The organism is Psychrobacter sp. NPDC078929, assembly GCF_050267985.1.
In the GTDB taxonomy this organism is placed as follows: domain Bacteria; phylum Pseudomonadota; class Gammaproteobacteria; order Pseudomonadales; family Moraxellaceae; genus Psychrobacter.
On sequence record NZ_JBNNFX010000024.1, the window covers coordinates 15,043 to 34,003 of the forward strand.

Genomic DNA, 18,961 nt, shown 5'->3' on the forward strand with positions numbered 1-18,961 from the left:
CTAAAAGCGCTCCTATACAATTTGATACGCAGTTGCTATTTATTAACTCTTGATTACTTGATGCTGGCGACTTATTCGTTATTCATTTATAAAGTATGTTCCATAAAAACTACGATCGATACGCTCGAAAGGCGCGCTCGATGGTTGTACTCCAACGCGCATCACCATACAATAGGCAGGCCCAGTTTATAAAAACCGTGTAGGTAAAATAGCCTGTTAACAACGTGCCATTTTGCTTTTATTTTATTGATGATTGTAGTCTTGCGAGGTAGCTTTGAACGCACGCTCTGATAATACCAGTGACCAGCATCCTGATTCACAACCTCACCCTAATAGCTCAGCCAATACCGACAGTGCTGTAGAGTCTGTCGGTGTCGTTACGCCCCAGAATTTTCATTTTGCTGAGCCCTTAACGTTAGAATGCAACCGTACCCTGCCCTCGTTTGACTTGATGGTAGAGACTTACGGTACGCTCAATAGCGACAAATCAAATGCAATTCTGATTTGCCACGCGTTATCGGGCAATCATCATGCAGCTGGCTTCCATAGCGCTGATGACAAAAAAGCAGGCTGGTGGGACAATATGATTGGTCCCAATAAAGCAATTGATACCAATCAGTTCTATGTAGTATGTGTCAATAATATCGGTAGCTGTTTTGGTTCAACAGGGCCTACCACTATTAACCCTGATAGCGTTGATACAAATAGCAGCGATGAGCCACAAGTGTATGGCCCTGATTTCCCGCTGATCACCATCAAAGACTGGGTGAAAACCCAAGCCATGCTCTCAGATCGTCTAGGCATCGACGTTTGGCACGCCATTGTCGGCGGCTCGATGGGCGGTATGCAAGCGCTACAATGGTCTGTTGATTATCCAGAGCGATTAAAGCGCTGTGTGGTCATCGCCAGTACGCCAAAGCTATCTGCTCAAAATATCGCCTTTAACGAAGTGGCGCGCCAATCTATATTATCCGATCCTGACTTTAAAGACGGACGCTATATACAAGAAGGCACTTATCCTCGTCGCGGACTGATATTGGCGCGTATGGTTGGACATATTACCTATTTAACTGATGACGCGATGAAAGCCAAATTTGGCCGTGATTTAAAATCAGGTAAATTCATGTATGGCTACGATGTTGAATTTCAAGTCGAAAGCTACCTACGCTATCAAGGCGAACGCTTTAGTGAAAACTTCGATGCCAATACTTATCTACTCATGACCAAAGCCTTAGATTACTTTGATCCGACGCGCGACTATCCAATACGCGACTATCCATCAACTGTAGCAAAAGATACTACAGAGTCGACAGTACAAATAGAAGACTCAATCGCGGCCTCAGTCGAGTCTAGCAAAGCCAAGGCACAGAGTGAGTTAGAAGATGCAGTAACGACGATTGAAGATATTGAGTCTGATCGTCAGCAAGAGCTCTCTGCGCTTAAAGCTGCCTTTGCTCATACACAATGCCAATATCTGGTCGTGTCATTCACCACTGATTGGCGCTTTGCACCTGAGCGCTCGCAAGAGATTGTCGATGCGCTAATGGCCACTGGCAAACCAGTCAGCTATATCAATATTGACGCGCCGCACGGACATGACTCCTTCTTGTTCGATATTCCTCGCTACATGGGTGCGGTTAAAGGATTTTTGACTGCGCCATTTATTACCCCTAGCCGCTCAGCCACAGGAGAGCGCTCATGAGAATGGATCACCAACTGGCAGAGCGCTGGATTGCGCCGCAAGCACACGTACTGGACTTAGGTTGTGGTAATGGCGAGCTGCTTGCCCACTTACAGCAGAAACTAGGCGTGACAGGTTACGGACTAGAGATTGATGAAGACAAAATCAATGAGGCAATTGGCAATGGCTTGTCAATTGTCGAGCAGGACCTCAACGATGGTCTAGCGCGCTTTGCTGATAACAGCTTTGACACGGTCGTCATGGCACGTGCCCTGCAAGCAGTAAAAGCACCCGATGAGTTGTTGCTTGATATGCTGAGAGTCGCCCGTGAAGCAGTCATCACCTTCCCTAACTTTGCGCATTGGCAAAACCGTATTTATTTAGGGCTAAAAGGTATGATGCCTGTTTCTGAAGCGCTGCCTTACGAATGGTACAACACGCCAAACATTCATCTATGTACCTTCAAAGATTTTGAGCTGTTGTGTGCGCAGCATGATATTCATATTATTAATCGCTTCGCTGTTAGCGACTCTGAAAAAGGTCATACACCGCTACTGAAAGCGTTAATAAGACAAGCGCCTAACTTGTTAGCAGACGTCGCTATCTACCGAGTGACCAAGAAATAGCCGATAAATCATTAGCTATCTTTGTATTTTATAGACTGCTAAACAGTACTTTACGAGTTGGTATTAACCTTAATAGATTGTTAACTTAATATAATTTTTTAGTAACTGTCTGATTTTGTTAAGGACAATCAGGTACAAACGTCTATTAGACCTTGTAATTAGTATTTGAGTTTCGTAAGTTTGGGTGTTAAGCTAGCAAAATATTGTCAGCCACCCCACTATTACGACCGTTTGTCTAATCAGTTAGGGTGAAATCTCTGATTTAGAGATGACAACCCCCTTTTGCTAATGATTAGGTAAGTTCATATCGCAAGATTCCACCTAATTGTTATCGCCGTCTGACTGTCTTTAGCGAGACAATGTTTAGCGGTACAATTCTTTTTGCTTATTAACTGCCTAATTTTGGAGCTGCTATGAAATTATTAAAAGCTGCGTTGTTTACTGCATTATTTTCTTGTGCTGGTTTAGCCAATGCTGAGTTAATATCAAACGTACCGCTTGATACCTCACGTTTTGAACTCATGCCTGTGAGCGAGTTGTCTAGTCGTGCCGCCCAAGGTAACGATCACGCTCAGTTCTATCTGGCCAAGCGTTTGCAAAAAGGTGAAGGTATTGCGCAAAATACCCAACAAGCAATCCAGTGGTATACGAAAGCGGCTCAGCAAGGCGTTGCCCCTGCTCAGTTGAATCTTGCCATCATGTATTTGCGCGGTGAAGGCGTACAGCCTAACTTACAACAAGCCCGTCTGTGGTTAGAAAAAGCTGCAATGCGTGGCGATAACCGTGCTAGCTACACGCTTGCGCTACTAGATGAAAAGCAAAAAAATCTGGTTGATGCCTATAAATGGTATGACTTGGCTGCCCGTGATGGCATGTTAGATGAAAAAGTGCGTAACAAAGCACGCGGTAAAATTGGTCAGTTGGCATTAAACTTATCAAGTGATGATATCGCCAGTGCTCGTAGCAAAGCGGATACTTGGTTCCAGAGTAAATAGTATCTAACTTTCGTACTACGAATTGAATATAAAAAAAGCTCAGTATTTTACTGGGCTTTTTTATTTTTTATCATATTCATCAGTGGTCGAACGTTTTCCATAACAGCAAGCCAAGCAATACAAACTATTCAAAACCCATCTAAAATTTGCTACACTACGCGCGCATTAACCAATTCCACAATTGAGATAATGTTATATACCTATCTACTTTTTTATTATCATTGCACTAGGTTTGCGACCTAGCCAGCAGGAGAAAGACATGAGCACCAACAAAGAAACTGCGATAACTGACAACAATTCAGCCCCTGTATACGATAGTGTAACTAATAATATCGTCGTTGCTGCACTATATAAGTTCACACGCTTTGCTGATTTTGAGCAATATCGTGAGCCTATCTTAAACACTATGCTCGATAACGATGTGAAAGGTACGTTGTTGCTTGCAAGCGAAGGCATTAACGGTACGATTTCTGGTACGCGTCAAGCTATCGATACCGTACTTGACTACCTGCGTAGTATCGAGGCGATTGGTACGTTTACCTTCAAAGAATCCTATACTGACGCACAACCTTTTTATCGCACTAAGGTGAAGCTGAAAAAAGAAATCGTCACTATGGGTGTCGAGAATATCGACCCATTGGAATCCGTTGGTCGCTATGTCAAACCTAGTGAGTGGAACGCGTTAATCTCAGATCCTGAAGTCACTTTGATCGACACGCGTAACGACTATGAAGTGCAAATCGGCACCTTCCAAAATGCGGTCAATCCGAACACTGAAACGTTCCGCGAGTTTCCAGAATACGTCTCAAAAGAGCTCGATCCAACCAAGCATAAAAAAGTCGCAATGTTCTGTACGGGTGGTATTCGCTGTGAGAAGTCGACTGCGTATTTGCGCGAGCAAGGGTTTGAAGAGGTCTATCATTTAGAAGGTGGTATCCTAAAATACCTAGAAGAAGTCCCTGCCAGTGACTCTATGTGGCAAGGTGACTGCTTTGTTTTTGACAATCGAGTTTCGGTCAACCACAACTTAGAAAAAGGCAGCTACGAGCAGTGTTTTGCTTGCCGTATGCCGATCACCGCTGAGGAGATGCAAAGCCCTGCCTATATCAAAGGTGAGTCATGCCCACACTGTATCGACAAGGCAACCGATGAGCAAAAAGCCCGTTTCCGTGAGCGTGAGCATCAGATGCAACTAGCGAAGAAGCGTGGTGAAGCCCATATCGGTAGCGATGTGATGGATGTAATCGAAAAACGTAAAGCCGCTAAGACGGAAGCGCGTCTACAAGCAGAAGCTGCAAACAACACGAAAGCCAACTAAACTTAGCATTAGTACAATAGAAAAGAAGTGAAATAAAAAAGAGAGGCTCTAATCAATAGAACCTCTCTTTTTTTATGATAAATCTTTAGTGACTATCAAAACTATTAGCACTGATATAGTTAATCCAACTTTATAGTGGATTGACTATATTAGAATAAGATACGTACGCGGATAGTCTCTTCTACATCTTTTAACTGATCTAGTGCAGCAGTCGAATCATTGTAATCGACATCCATCACTAGATAACCAACATCACCTTCTGTCATCAGGCTCTGTGCTAGGATGTTAATGCCAGCTTCAGCAAACAAGCGGTTAATCTGAGACAGTACGCCTGGCACGTTTTTGTGAATGTGTAGTAGACGATGCGAGTTTTCTTTGAACGGAATAGAAACTTCTGGGAAGTTCACAGCAGTCGCCGTATCACCTTGGTCAGAGTATCTAACAAACTTATCTGCTACTTCTAGTCCGATATTGGCCTGTGCTTCTTGTGTTGAACCACCGATATGCGGCGTCAAAATCACATTATCAAACTTACGTAGTGGTGACTCAAACTCTTCGTCAGCTGATTTTGGCTCTTTTGGGAACACATCGATAGCCGCGCCCAAGATTTTACCAGACTCAAGCGCATCTGCTAGATCATCAATCTCGACGCACGTACCGCGTGCCGCATTGATAAAGTAGCTGCCTTCTTTCATCTGAGCGAACTGCTCAGCTTTCATCATATAGCGAGTGCTTGGCACATCAGGTACATGCAATGTCACGATGTCAGCCGTTGATAATAGCTCTTCTAGGCTACCAACTTGTACCGCATTGCCTAGTGGCAATTTGGTCACAGCATCATGATAGATGACTTTCATACCGAAGCTCTCTGCCAAGACAGACAGCTGCGAGCCGATAGAACCATAACCGACGATACCGATAGTCTTGCCACGTACTTCGTGTGAGTTAGTCGCAGACTTACCCCAGCCGCCGCGATGTACGGTTGCATTCTTTTCGGGAATACCGCGGTACAGCATGATGGCTTCTGCCAATACTAGCTCAGCTACCGAACGGGTGTTCGAGAATGGCGCGTTAAAGACAGGGATACCAAGATCACGAGCGGCATCTAAATCTACTTGGTTGGTACCAATACAAAAGCAACCAATGCCGATAAGCTTGTGTGCGTGCTCAAGTACTTCACGCGTCAACTGAGTGCGCGAACGAATACCGATAAAGTGAGCATCTTTGATCTTTTCGATCAGCTCGTCTTGATCTAAGGCGTGACTGATATTCTCGATGTTGTGGTAACCAGCTCCTTCCAATACTTTTAGGGCATTGTCATGTAGACCTTCAAGCAATAAAAACCGGATTTTGTCTTTTTGTAGTGATAACGCCATATGAGAACTGTCCTATAATTGTTTTATAAGATTACCTGTTGGATAATCTATGATGGAGGAAACGAAAACAGTCCCGATATCTTACACAAAATTTGAGGTCGATGTTAGCAGATTAGATGAATTATTGGTTATCAAGCCTGAAAAATTTTTATGCTATAGTGAATTATTCTGTTTGAAACCGTTCGAATCAATTATTTATTACTTACCTCTTCTTATAGGTAAAAATTATCACCCCCTTATTACTTCTACGAGCTGACTCATCACTGAATTTATAGTTATTTCGCTATATAATAAACAGTCCCAGCATCGTGCTTACGCCAATATTGAGATTTGACCATGACGCCAACTACCGCTCAAAACACATCCGAAACCAATGCCGTGCAAACCATCTTGAGCACGCTCACTGATACCCATGATTTCGACCCGACCCAAATCAAAACTGATGCTGAGAGCTTAGAGCATTGGGGTAAAGACTGGACCAAACACTTTGCTCCTGCTGCTGCTGCCATCGTCTTTCCAAAGACTACTGAACAAGTACAGACTATCGTACTTCTTGCCAATGAGCATAATGTTGTCCTGACGCCTAGTGGTGGTCGTACTGGTCTGTCTGCTGGTGCCGTCGCTGCTAACGGCGAAATCGTCGTTAGCATGGATAAAATGAACCAGATCGGACAGTTCTATCCTGCCGATCGAATAGTTGAAGTCGAAGCCGGTGTGGTCACCCAGCAGTTGCAAGAATTCGCTGAATCAAAAGACTTATACTACCCTGTCGACTTTGCCTCAGCAGGCTCTAGTCAAATCGGTGGCAATATCGGTACCAATGCTGGCGGCATTAAAGTCATTCGCTATGGCATGACTCGTCAATGGATCATGGGTCTGACTGTCGTCACGGGTAAAGGCGACATCTTGCACCTCAATCGCGGTATGGTAAAGAACGCTACTGGTTATGACTTGCGCCAATTGTTTATCGGTAGTGAAGGCACGCTTGGCCTCGTCACTCATGCGCAAATCAAACTTGAGCGTCAGCCACAAGACTTAAACGTCATGGTGCTTGGCATGGACAGCTTTAACGATGTTATGAACGTACTCTATGCCTTTCAGGCACAAATTGATTTGACCGCGTTCGAGTTCTTTGACGATGTAGCGATTGATAAGCTAATGGCACATGGTCAAGTACAAGAACCCTTTGAATCACGTACCAAGTTCTATACGCTATTAGAGTTTGAAGCGCCTTATGAGCCAATCATGGACAAAGCCATGGCCATATTTGAGCACTGTATGGAGCAAGGTTGGGTCGTTGATGGTGTCATGAGTCAAAACCTCACACAAGCGGCAGAGCTGTGGAAGCTACGTGAGTATATCTCAGAGACCATCTCAGTATTCACCCCTTACAAGAATGATGTCTCTGTACTAATAAGCCACGTGCCGACCTTTATCGAAGAGATTGATCATATTGTCAGCAGCAACTATCCAGACTTTGAAGTTTGCTGGTTCGGTCATATCGGCGATGGTAATTTGCATCTGAATATTTTAAAACCAGAAAGCATGAGCAAGGATGATTTCTTTGCTGAGTGTCAGGTTGTCAATAAATATGTGTTTGAGACGGTACAGAAATATGGCGGTTCAGTGTCTGCTGAGCATGGGGTTGGTATGACAAAGAAACCGTACTTGCACTATAGCCGCAGTGAGACTGAGATCAATTACTTGCGAGACATCAAGAAAGTCTTTGATCCAAATAACATCATGAACCGTGGTAAAATTTTTGATATGTGATTAGCACTCTAAACGCTTAACCTAAATAAAAAGACGCTAACCCGAAAGGCTAGCGTCTTTTTTATGACTTTATAATTCGCAAAAACTACAATCTATAAATATAACAGTATCAATGCGACGACCAGTAATATGCTCAAAAACCCTTGAATAATCAGAAACGCCTGATGCGGTGCCGCGATATGACGCACCATATTACCCAATGCATTATAAGTAATACCTGCCGCCTTAATATGGGGTGGACTATCGAAAGTTTTGATAATTTGCAAAAACTGTTCGGTCCGATCAGATGACCAACCGTGCGGCGCAAAGGGTAAAAACGGAGATAATTGTACGGCTTGTTTCTTGGTCGCGGGTGACCATAACCAACGCTCCAAAAACAGCAAACGCATACGCCAGTCGGCAAAGCTGCGATGATTGATAACTTGTAATAGCAACACTTCTACATTTTTATGACGACTATCGACAAAGATACGCTCTTGCAGATTAAATACGTCTGACTTTTTACCTTCAATACATTGCAGAAAATGACCATTGCCGTAGCATAGCGTGCCTGTGATGTTATGCTGCTGATTGTAGTTACGTGCGTGGCCTTCTACTTCATCAAAAATAGAGGTGCTCAAACGCGAGCAAAGAGTCAGCGTACTGACATAAACCAACTGAACCAAAGCGGAGTCATCTATGTCATCCCACTTCATGATTCTATTGGTATGATTTAAAGGCATAATAAAATAATCCTAAGAAGCCGATGAGATACGGCTAAACGAAACAAGCAACACAATACTATGCCTGAGTTGAACCAAAAAATTGACTCACAAAAACGTAGCAAATATTTACTACGTGAGACTGTTATTACCGTTACAGCTTGCTATGATAACAAGCAAAACAAAAGGTACTGATAGATATTATTTAGATTCAATATTGAGATAATAAATAGCAAGACAGTCGCAGATACAATGATGATGCAGAGTTATGCGCTTATCGGTGTTTACAAACCTAATAGGTATAAAGTGATATAGAATGCGGCGTTCGCTATCCTTTAGCCCTCTACGTTAGTCGAAACAAGCACCAAACATAATGAGTAAAACGGCCTAAGATATCAACATAACCTATTGTAAATACGGCAATAAATTATTGTAACGACAATATCTTCCTATTGGAATGTTTTTATTAATTTTTTGCACAAAAATCGGCACATCAATTTGCTATGACCCCATTATTTGATACCACTACATTCAATAGCTATTTAAAACAGGAAACTTATGAGTAAGATGGAAAAACTAGATGACTTTCACCTCACGATTGCTGAGATTAAGAAAAAAGATTATCCACAATTAAAAGCCTTGATGGATCGTGTCTATGTAAACTTGGGTGGCGCGTGGTCAAAGACAACCATTCATACTTTGATTGACGCGTTCCCAGAAGGTCAGATTGCTTTGTTTGATCATGATCAGCTGATTGGTATCGTGCTCTCTATGCGCGTTGACTATGCCAAATTTTCAAACCCGCACACCTATGACGATTTAATTGGGCAAAAAGAAATCATCAGAGACAACCCAGAAGGTGATGCAATCTATGGTTTAGATGCGCTCATCGACCCTGATTATCGTGGCTATCGCCTCGGTCGTCGTCTGTATGATGCACGCAAGGAACTATGCCGACAGTTGAACTTCCGCGCTATTTTAGCTGGCGGACGTATACCTAACTATCATAATCACAAAGATCTGACTCCAGGCGAATATATTGATGCCGTTGAAAGCCGTGAAATTCACGATTCAGCTTTGTCGTTCCAGTTGTCTAATGGCTTTATCGTTAAGCGTATCTTGACCGCTTATCTGCCAGATGATAAACAATCAAAGGGCTTTGCTACCTTGCTTGAGTGGGCAAATATTTACTATGAGCCTAAAGACTATAAGCCTAATACTCGCAAGTCTGAGGTGCGTATTGGTGGTATTCAGTGGCAAATGCGTGAAGTCGAATCACCTGAGGAGCTATTGCAACAGGTTGAGTTCTTTGTCGATATCATGGCTGACTACAACTCAGACTTTGCCTGCTTACCTGAATTTTTCAACGCGCCATTGATGGGTCTATGCGAAGAAACCGATCAAAATATTGCCATTCGATTTTTGGCGGGCTATACCGAGTGGTTCAAAAATGAAATCTCGCATTTAGCCGTCAGTTATAACGTTAACGTCATTACCGGTTCGATGCCTTTACTGGACGAAGACGATACCTTATACAACGTCAGCTATCTGTGCCGCCGTGATGGTACGGTTGAAGAGCAACGCAAAATTCATATTACTCCGCATGAGCGCAGCGCTTGGGTAATCGAAGGTGGCGATGAAGTCAAAGTATTCGACACGGATGCAGGCCGTATCGGTATCTTGGTCTGCTACGATGTTGAGTTCCCTGAGCTTGCACGTTTGATGGCACTTGATGACATGGATATCTTGTTTGTGCCCTTCTGGACTGATACCAAGAACGGCTATCTACGTGTTCGCCACTGCGCGCAAGCCCGCGCTATCGAAAACGAATGCTATGTGATGATTTGCGGGTCAGTGGGCAACTTGCCGCAAGTTGAGAGCTTGGATATTCAGTATGCTCAGTCATCGATTTTTTCACCTTCAGACTTTGCGTTCCCACATGATGCGATTATGGCAGAGACCACTGCCAACACGGAGATGGTATTCTTCTCTGATGTAAACTTAGACAAGCTTACTCACGTTCGTCATGAAGGCTCAGTACATAACTTAATCGACCGCCGTGATGATTTGTTCAGTTTAAAATGGAAGCGCAAGGCCAAAGTGCCAGCGAGCAAATTGAGTGATGAGCAGCGCCTTGAAAATTCAGGCAGCGTGCTTATTGGTGATCCATTACAAAACCGAGCACAAAAGCCATAATAGGTTGACGTAGCACACTTATAGTAGACTTTATAAATAATACGGCTGATTTTCAGCCGTTTATTTTTATCTAATGTCTACTCTTTGTGCAATGACCATATAGGCAATCACGATAAGATAAGCAGTGACGATAAGCCATTATTTGAAAATAACTGAGAACAATATGCAAACCAAAAAGCGGATGTCATGACGACTGATATTGAGCAAAAAGAAGTAAAGCCAAAGAAGCAGCCGAAGCGAAAGATAGTTTCGATACTTAAAACGATAATGTTATACGGTCTCATGTTTGTCGTGATCTATAGCGTGATCAATTGGTGGCGACAGCCTGTCATGCCTGCCAATCCTCAATTGCAACTGACCGATTACCAAGGACAAAGTATCGATCTAGCAGCGATGAGTCACGAGCGGCCGACACTGGTATACTTTTGGGGTACGTGGTGTTCAGTCTGTAGCTTTACCTCACCCACCATCAATAAGTTAGCAGCAGATAATTATCCCGTGGTCACTGTTGCCGTACAGTCAGGCTCAAACCAAGAGTTACGCAGCTATCTCGATCAACATCAGTTTGACTTCACTACCATAAATGATCAACAAGGCGATATCTTTGCGGATTGGCAAGGACAAGTCACACCGTCCTATGTGATATTAGAGAATGGTGAGATGACACAAGGGCTAACAGGTATTCAACCATTATGGTCATTGAAACTGCGCTTATGGTTAGCATCTGTTTTTTAGCACTTGAGTCGTACTTTATGTTTCAATGAATAAGCATTCAAGGAGCTTATAGCTACGTCTTCACCAATGATATATGACACAGATAAACGATTGATATTGGACAAAATTGGGTCGACCTCGCACAGCTCTTTTTACCCTACCCTTTTTGTCATATAATAGCTGCCGATCTAAATATTTTTTTGAATTATTTTTACTAGCATATTTTATGTTGCAATCGTCTCGTTACCATTTATTATTGACGTAACTATTTACCGACTGATGAGCGACAATGGGTATTTATTGACATGATGGTTGATAAACCGACTATGATGAGCAATATACCTACTATTAGTAATTGAATAATATCGACACAGCATTAACCTCAGCACTACATTGAACATCGAGCCTTGTATCCGGTTTTGAACCGACACACAAACCTACCTTTTAAAAAGATACCTTCTATGACTGATAAAAGCACTGACACACCAAGCCAAGATTACAAAGACACGCTGAACCTTGCGGATACGCCATTTGCGATGCGCGCAAACCTTGCCAAACGCGAGCCAGATTGGTTAGCTGCTTGGGAAGCGGATGACGTCTACGGTAAAATTCGTCAGGCGCGTGCTGGTGCAACCAAATATATTTTGCACGATGGCCCTCCATACGCCAACGGTCAGATTCACTTGGGTCACGCAGTCAATAAAGTACTAAAAGACATTATTGTAAAATCAAAAACCTTGTCAGGATTTGATGCGCCTTATGTCCCTGGTTGGGATTGTCATGGTCTGCCAATCGAACAAAAAGTCGAAGCTAAGGTTGGTAAAGTGGGTCAAAAAGTGTCTGCAACCGAATTCCGTGGTCTATGCCGCGAATATGCGAGTACTCAAATTGAATTGCAAAAAGCAGACTTCAAGCGCTTAGGTGTGTTTGGTGATTGGGACAACCCTTATCTGACTATGAACTTCCATCAAGAAGCCAATATCGTGCGCGCGCTTGCCAAAATCTATGACAATGGTCATGTGACTCGCGGTATGAAGCCGGTCAACTGGTGCTTGGACTGTAGCTCTGCCCTAGCAGAAGCAGAAGTAGAATATCAAGACAAAGTCTCTGACGCGATCTATGTCAGCTTTGATGTGCTCGGTACGGACAAAGTAGCCGCATTGGCAGATATCGCAGATAACATCGCTGCTGTTATTTGGACTACAACGCCATGGACGTTACCTGCTAACCAAGCTATCTCAGTACATCCAGAACATAACTACAGTGTGGTCGCGACTTCAAGGGGCAACTTACTACTGGCTGCTGATCTGGTTGAAACTGCATTGAGTGAGCTAAAACTAGAAAATAACGGTATCTTAGCAACTGTTTCAGGTAGCGAGCTTGAAGGTCTACATGCTCAGCATCCACTGATTGAAGACCGTCAAGTGCCGCTCATCTTGGGCGATCATGTAACTACCGATAGTGGTACTGGTCTGGTACATACCGCACCTGGTCACGGTTTAGACGATTATATCGTTGGTCTAAAATACAACTTACCCGTGGAAAACCCAGTAAGCGGCACGGGCGTTTATTTAGATAGCGCTGCTATATTTGCAGGCGAGCACATCTATAAAGCCAATCCAAAAATCATCGCTGCACTACATGAAAACGGCCATCTAATCAGCCATACCAAAATTGAGCATAGCTATCCGCATTGCTGGCGTCATAAATCACCAATTATTTTCCGTGCTACGCCTCAGTGGTTTATCAACATGGAAACCAAAGGCTTACGTGCTCGCGCGCTTGCTGATATTCCTACAGTCAACTGGACGCCAGCGTGGGGACAAAACCGTATCGAATCAATGATGACGGGTCGTCCGGATTGGTGTATCTCACGTCAACGTACGTGGGGCGTGCCGATTACTTTCTTTACGCACAAAGAAACCGGCGAGTTGCATCCAAACACGCTTGAGCTGATGGAAGTCGCAGCACAAAAAATCAATGAAGGCGGCGTAGAAGCGTGGTTTGATGCTAGCTGTGAAGACTTCTTAGGCAGTGAAGCCGCTGACTATGACAAAGCAACTGACACATTAGACGTTTGGTTTGACTCAGGCACGACGCATTTTGCGGTACTTGATCAACGTGATGAATTGACCAATCCAGCTGATATGTATCTAGAAGGCTCTGACCAGCATCGCGGTTGGTTCCAGACGTCACTGCTAACGTCAGAAGCGATTTATGAGCGCCCACCGTTTAAGCAAGTACTGACGCATGGTTTTGTGGTCGATGAAAACGGTCGCAAGATGAGTAAGTCACTTGGCAACATCATCACCCCGCAAGAAGAGATCAATAAGACAGGCGCGGACATGCTGCGTCTGTGGATTGCCTCAAGTGACTATCGTTATGAGATGAGCGCAGGTAAGACAGTCTTTAAAGGTGCGATCGATATGTATCGCCGTATTCGTAATACATTACGTTTCTTGCTTGCCAATACCGATGACTTCAATCCAGCGACTGATAGCATTGATATCAATGAATTGGTTAGCCTTGATAAATTCATTATTGAGCGCGCACAAACTGTACAAGCGCAAATCATTAGCGCTTACGATGCGATGGACTTTCACCAAGTCACTCAGCACGTGACGGCGTTTTGCTCACAAGACTTGGGTAGCTTCTATCTAGATATTATCAAGGATCGCCAGTACACTACGCAGGCAGATGGACAGCCTCGTCGTTCTGCACAGACGGCTATCTACCATATCACTCATGCGCTGATTCGCTGGATTACACCAATCTTGTCATTCACGGCGCAAGAGGCATGGGAAGTACTGAACCAACGTGATGCGGATAAAGGCGGCTATGTATTTACTCAAGAATGGTATGAGTTCCCAGCATTTGAGCTAAGTGCTATCAGCAACGATGACTGGCGGCGCATCATGTTCGCAAAAGACATGGTGAACAAACATATCGAGACTGCACGTGGCGAAAAAATCATCAATGCCAACTTGTCTGCCGACGTAAGTCTATACGCTGACGGTGCTATGCATGAGAGCTTAGCCAAGCTTGATGAAGAGCTACGTTTTGTATTGATTACTAGTAACGCTGCACTAAAGCCAATGAGCGAAGCACCTACTGATAGCATCGCACAGACAAAAGAAGTGACCGACACCAATACCGAAGAAGCTGTAGACTTAGTGGTGCAAGTAAGCGCAGCTACTGGTACTAAGTGCGTACGCTGCTGGCACATTCGTGATGACATCGGTACAGATAGCGCACACCCTGAACTATGCGCGCGCTGCGTGACCAATGTTAGTGGCGATGGCGAGGTGCGTCACTATGCCTAACCCAACTGATTCGCCTGAAAGCCAGCGTGACCAGCAGCCGCAGGTTGAGATTGACCATTCGCCTAAGCCTGCTCATGCAACCACAGGTAGCTCGACTACGCCTAGAAGTCGCCTGACCAAGTCAACAAATAGGACACCAAAGCTGGTGGCCAATGGCAGTCGTGCGCTTGTATGGTATATATTGGCATTGGTTATTGTCATTATCGATCAGTGGACCAAGTGGTTGGCAGAAACCAAACTGACCTTTCATGATCCAGTGCCGGTAATTGAGCCATTTCTCAATTGGACATTGGCTTATAACTACGGCGCGGCATTTAGCTTTTTGGCGGATGCTGGTGGTTGGCAGAAGTGGTTTTTTTCAGGACTGGCGTTACTAATGTCGCTATTTCTAATCATTTATCTGATTAAAGCACCGCGCAAAGCCACGCTGTTATCTTTCGGTCTAGCCTTAGTATTGGGCGGTGCAGTTGGTAATTTAATCGACCGCTTATTACATGGTCATGTTATTGATTTTATCCATGTGCATTATGCTGATGTTTGGCATTATCCGATTTTTAATATCGCTGATGTTGGTATCTCTATCGGTGTATTATTGATTGTCATTGATATGCTGTTTTTGGAGAAGAAGCGTGAAATGCCACGTTCATAACCGTCTATAGCTAGAGACATTAATTCAATTTATAAATAAAAAAGGTGGGTTACGTATTCGTAACCCACCTTTTTTATTTACTATTTCTGACGATTGAATATGTATGCTAATTTGACCTATCTGCACAATTTCTATTCATGCACCCAAATACCAGCCTCACCGACAAAGTAAGTATGAGTATCTGCTACCTCAATGTTATATACCGTCATAGTAAGAGAACCTTCGCCCTCTTCCCAATCTATAGTATCAGGATCTTTCCATTCGCCTTGGCGGAAGCCAAAGAACTCAGCATGTTCACGTTCGTCTTCAGGTGTTTGTTCTAATAGGCGTTGCTCCCACTCCTCATCATGCTCATATAACTTGTCTGTCACTGCTTGATAAGTGACGCTATTCTGAAGCTCCTCGCCTGTTGTTAAATCAATTAGACTGCCATATTGAGCAGGAACGTCTTCATCGAATTTTGGTACGAAACCAATATTGGATCTATCCGTTCTATAAATTTGTCTTAATGATGTAGTGTCATAGGGATTATTGCCAGACTCAGCCGAATATTTAATCAAGTCTTTGTTAATTAAAATATCTTGAGATTTTACCTCCTTCGCTTGAGTCCACTTTGAGCCTTCAGTCCATAGCGGGTGGTTTTTTGTTATCAATAATCGAGTTGAAGGTTGATCATCGACTAACCTCTGAAGTTCAATTTGTTCCTTCATTGGTAATGAAGAATCAATTGCAATCGATAATTCTAACAAATTCACCAACACGCTTTGAGTAACCATAGTATTCGTTACTGCTTTATAAACTAGCTCACCTAAGCCATCAGCTGCCTTAGACAACACTTTATCGCCAATTTTTAGTTGTTCTATTGGTACTAAACCTTTTTCAGTATGTACTAATGTGCCACCAACGAAGCCTGACGTATTCATAATCACATTATCCATATGTGTGTCTTAGTTCTCATTTATAGCAACTCTGATAATACATCAGTCACAGTCTCTAACCCACCACCTGCCAATAAAAACAGTAATCCTGCCATGTTCACAACGACGGTCAAATAATAAGTAACTCGAAACTCAGGCTTTTGTGATTTGTGACGCAAATACGTCTGAGCCAATAGCGCACCTACCCAACCGCCAAGCGCGCTTAGTATATGTAATTTAGACTCAGGCGTACGCCAGTCGCCACTTTGCGCAGCAGCTTTGTCTTTGGCATACATGCCATAAGTAATAATCCCTAGCACGACGTACCAGCCGACCACTAGCCAGCTTAGTTTATCTGTCGCTGCTAATAAAGCTAAGACACCATAAAAAGCCAGTCCAAGAAACGAGCGTTTCTTTTGGCCCGCTTCAAACTCTGCCTGATGGCTACGCTTATGATTGCGCTGACGGATCTGATGATTTTTTTGTGCCATTTTTTGCTGTACAAACCCAAGCTCTTGTACTTGCGTGGCTCGCTTGCGTCCCTCCGCATCTTGTCCAATGCTAAAGACCACTGCCTCACCGATGTTAGGACGGCGCTGAGCCTTAAACTCACTCACATGAAAGAAGACAGACTCGCCCGCTTCAGTTTCAATAAAGCCAAACCCTTTATCGTCCTGCCATTTTTTGACAGTGCCTTGTTGTTTATTCACTACCGACACCTCATATCTTTTAGAATTGCCAATTATAGTACACCATCTGCGTTACATTATTGACGCTTACATCTGGTCTTAGATGGCTTATTATTTCTTACACTATAATACTGCAATTAAAAACACTTTAATCAAACTCATTATTTTCTATTCTAGCAACCGATGGCTTTTTATTATGACTCAATCTCAATTTATTAACCCAAACGAAGACACTCGTATCGCTTACGGCAGCCTCGTTAAGCTGCACTTTGAAGTTTCACTAGAGAACGGCACCATCATCGACTCAACCTTTAATCGTGATGCACCTGTGTCTTTGACCATTGGTGATGAGAGCTTGTTACCTGGTTTTGAGCAAGTACTGATGAATCTACGCGCCGGTGACACTCGTACCGCACACCTTGAACCAGAGCAAGCATTTGGTGAGTGGAATCCTGAAAACATCCAACATTTTAGCCGTACTCAATTTGCGCTAGTCGCTGACAATCCAGAAATTGGCATGATGGTTGAGTTCGAAGACAAAGGTAAAAACACGCTGCCCGGTACGATCAGTGCCATCGATGATGATCAAGTCGAAGTCGACTTTAATCATCCGCTTGCTGGACAAGACGTGTTGTTCAAAGTAAAAATCTTCAAAGTCACACCACCCGGTGTCACTGGTATCAAATTGATGTAGTCACTTAAAGACTATCAAAAACTCGTTAGGCATTAACTAAGATAAAAGCTCGCGACGATAAAAATTAATATCGATAAAAAAGCCAAAAGGGAGACTTATATGCAGTATCAAACCTTACCGCAACTCGATGAAAAAGTATCTAAAATCTGTTTAGGCACGATGACATGGGGACAGCAAAATACTGAGTCCGAAGCACATGAGCAAATGGATATGGCACTCTCTGAGGGTGTGAATTTTTGGGATACCGCCGAGATGTACCCGTCACCACCAGATAAAGACAAACAGGGTGATACCGAACGCTTTATGGGTACTTGGTTTGATAAAACCAAACAGCGTGACAAAGTCATCCTTGCTAGCAAAATATCACCAATGGACTTTTTGCGTGATGGTCAAACGCGCTTTAACGCCGAGCATATTAGCAGCGCTATTGATGGCAACCTTGAGCGTCTACAAACTGATTATATCGATATTTATCAGCTGCATTGGCCTGAACGTAAAACAAACTTTTTCGGTCAGCGCGGCTATGATGAAGAGATGTCAGCACAGTCATTAGATGATTTAACGCCATTTTTAGAGACTATTCAAGCGTTGAACGATGAAATCAAAAAAGGTCGTATTCGTGCTTATGGTTTATCGAATGATACCGCGTGGGGACTCATGCGCTACCTGTGGGAAGCAGATAAAAACGGTCTAATTCCACCACTTACCGTGCAAAACCCATATAGCCTATTGAACCGTTTATACGAAGTCGGTATGGCTGAGATTGCCCATCGTGAAAACGTTGGTCTACTGGCGTATTCTCCGCTTGGTTTTGGTGTATTGTCTGGTAAATATCTTGATGGTAAACGTCCAACTGGTGCACGTCTGACTATGTATGATCGTTTCGGTCGTTATGTGAATGAGCAAGCCAAATCAGCCACTGAGCAATATGCCAAGATAGCTGCTGATGCAGGTCTGGACATGGCGCAGATGTCATTGGCTTTTGTAAACTCTCGTCACTTTGTCACCAGTAACATCATTGGAACGACGACGACCGAGCAACTCAAATCAAACATCGATAGTGTCAATGTGGAGCTAACAGCAGATGTATTAGAAGCGATTGAAGCGGTGCATACACAGCAACCTAATCCATCACCATAGTTGGTATTTTATAGAGACTGGATGTTAATAGAGCCTGCTGAATAAATAATATTAAGTTCGCTCTATTAAATCTCGAGCCCATCCCGAATTCTGTGTAACTGCCATTTAGATTAAATGCCTGCTTATACGATCATCAAACATAATCATAAAGCGATTCAAAGCAGACGTC

General features: G+C 43.5%; 15 protein-coding genes. 11 read left to right on the forward strand and 4 right to left on the reverse strand.

All coding sequences use genetic code 11. The annotated features are described in order from the left end of the window. Positions 1 to 274 precede the first annotated feature (274 nt). From metX to ACQKCG_RS12070, 4 genes are all read left to right on the forward strand, one after another. On the forward strand, positions 275 to 1,702 hold the full coding sequence (gene metX, locus ACQKCG_RS12055) for a homoserine O-acetyltransferase MetX (RefSeq protein ID WP_134292813.1): 1,428 nt from the start codon (positions 275 to 277) through the stop codon (positions 1,700 to 1,702). Continuing rightward, positions 1,699 to 2,307, forward strand: coding sequence for a methionine biosynthesis protein MetW (gene metW, locus ACQKCG_RS12060; protein WP_134292814.1), 609 nt, complete (start codon positions 1,699 to 1,701; stop codon positions 2,305 to 2,307). Before metX ends, metW begins: the two co-directional genes overlap by 4 nt. Positions 2,308 to 2,720: 413 nt before the next feature. Further along, positions 2,721 to 3,302, forward strand: coding sequence for a tetratricopeptide repeat protein (locus tag ACQKCG_RS12065; RefSeq protein ID WP_057758462.1), 582 nt, complete (start codon positions 2,721 to 2,723; stop codon positions 3,300 to 3,302). Positions 3,303 to 3,561: 259 nt separating this feature from the next. Continuing rightward, the gene (locus ACQKCG_RS12070; protein ID WP_134292815.1) at positions 3,562 to 4,620 is read left to right on the forward strand and encodes a rhodanese-related sulfurtransferase; all 1,059 of its coding nucleotides are present in this window, start codon (positions 3,562 to 3,564) and stop codon (positions 4,618 to 4,620) included. A 149-nt stretch (positions 4,621 to 4,769) separates the two neighbouring features. Here ACQKCG_RS12070 and serA read toward each other — a convergent pair whose 3' ends face one another. Next, the gene (gene serA / locus ACQKCG_RS12075; RefSeq protein WP_057758460.1) at positions 4,770 to 5,996 is read right to left on the reverse strand and encodes a phosphoglycerate dehydrogenase; all 1,227 of its coding nucleotides are present in this window, start codon (positions 5,994 to 5,996) and stop codon (positions 4,770 to 4,772) included. A gap of 336 nt (positions 5,997 to 6,332) precedes the next feature. Between serA and ACQKCG_RS12080 the strand changes: the two genes are divergently transcribed. Beyond that, entirely contained in the window at positions 6,333 to 7,769 is a 1,437-nt protein-coding gene (locus ACQKCG_RS12080; protein ID WP_201556167.1) for an FAD-binding oxidoreductase, read from the forward strand. 92 nt (positions 7,770 to 7,861) lie between these two features. Here the strand turns inward: ACQKCG_RS12080 and ACQKCG_RS12085 are convergent, their stop codons facing one another. Continuing rightward, positions 7,862 to 8,491 carry a BLUF domain-containing protein gene (locus tag ACQKCG_RS12085; protein ID WP_134292635.1) on the reverse strand — a complete coding sequence of 210 codons (630 nt, stop codon included), beginning with the start codon at positions 8,489 to 8,491 and terminating at the stop codon, positions 7,862 to 7,864. Positions 8,492 to 9,028: 537 nt separating this feature from the next. On the opposite strand from ACQKCG_RS12085, the gene ACQKCG_RS12090 reads away from it, so the two are divergent. The 4 genes from ACQKCG_RS12090 (at position 9,029) to lspA (ending at position 15,352) form a co-directional block, all read left to right on the forward strand. Next, on the forward strand, positions 9,029 to 10,666 hold the full coding sequence (locus ACQKCG_RS12090; protein ID WP_134292634.1) for a carbon-nitrogen hydrolase family protein: 1,638 nt from the start codon (positions 9,029 to 9,031) through the stop codon (positions 10,664 to 10,666). A 186-nt stretch (positions 10,667 to 10,852) separates the two neighbouring features. Beyond that, positions 10,853 to 11,401: a protein disulfide oxidoreductase gene (locus tag ACQKCG_RS12095; RefSeq protein ID WP_134292633.1), complete on the forward strand. Its 549-nt coding sequence runs from the start codon at positions 10,853 to 10,855 to the stop codon at positions 11,399 to 11,401. Between the two features lie 440 nt (positions 11,402 to 11,841). Further along, positions 11,842 to 14,703: an isoleucine--tRNA ligase gene (gene ileS, locus ACQKCG_RS12100; protein WP_134292632.1), complete on the forward strand. Its 2,862-nt coding sequence runs from the start codon at positions 11,842 to 11,844 to the stop codon at positions 14,701 to 14,703. Then, on the forward strand, positions 14,696 to 15,352 hold the full coding sequence (gene lspA / locus ACQKCG_RS12105) for a signal peptidase II (RefSeq protein WP_101204240.1): 657 nt from the start codon (positions 14,696 to 14,698) through the stop codon (positions 15,350 to 15,352). The genes ileS and lspA overlap by 8 nt, the downstream gene beginning before the upstream one ends. Positions 15,353 to 15,483: 131 nt before the next feature. Here the strand turns inward: lspA and ACQKCG_RS12110 are convergent, their stop codons facing one another. Together ACQKCG_RS12110 and ACQKCG_RS12115 are read right to left on the reverse strand one after the other, a co-directional pair. Further along, positions 15,484 to 16,290 (reverse strand): Hint domain-containing protein, encoded by an 807-nt coding sequence (locus ACQKCG_RS12110; protein WP_227543694.1) that lies wholly within the window; start codon positions 16,288 to 16,290, stop codon positions 15,484 to 15,486. A 20-nt stretch (positions 16,291 to 16,310) separates the two neighbouring features. Further along, on the reverse strand, positions 16,311 to 16,979 hold the full coding sequence (locus tag ACQKCG_RS12115; RefSeq protein WP_227543693.1) for a DUF1294 domain-containing protein: 669 nt from the start codon (positions 16,977 to 16,979) through the stop codon (positions 16,311 to 16,313). 175 nt (positions 16,980 to 17,154) lie between these two features. Between ACQKCG_RS12115 and ACQKCG_RS12120 the strand changes: the two genes are divergently transcribed. Further along, entirely contained in the window at positions 17,155 to 17,652 is a 498-nt protein-coding gene (locus ACQKCG_RS12120) for an FKBP-type peptidyl-prolyl cis-trans isomerase (RefSeq protein ID WP_134292630.1), read from the forward strand. 99 nt (positions 17,653 to 17,751) lie between these two features. Beyond that, complete coding sequence (locus ACQKCG_RS12125; RefSeq protein WP_134292629.1) at positions 17,752 to 18,792, forward strand: aldo/keto reductase; 1,041 nt, start codon at positions 17,752 to 17,754, stop codon at positions 18,790 to 18,792. Positions 18,793 to 18,961 lie beyond the last annotated feature (169 nt).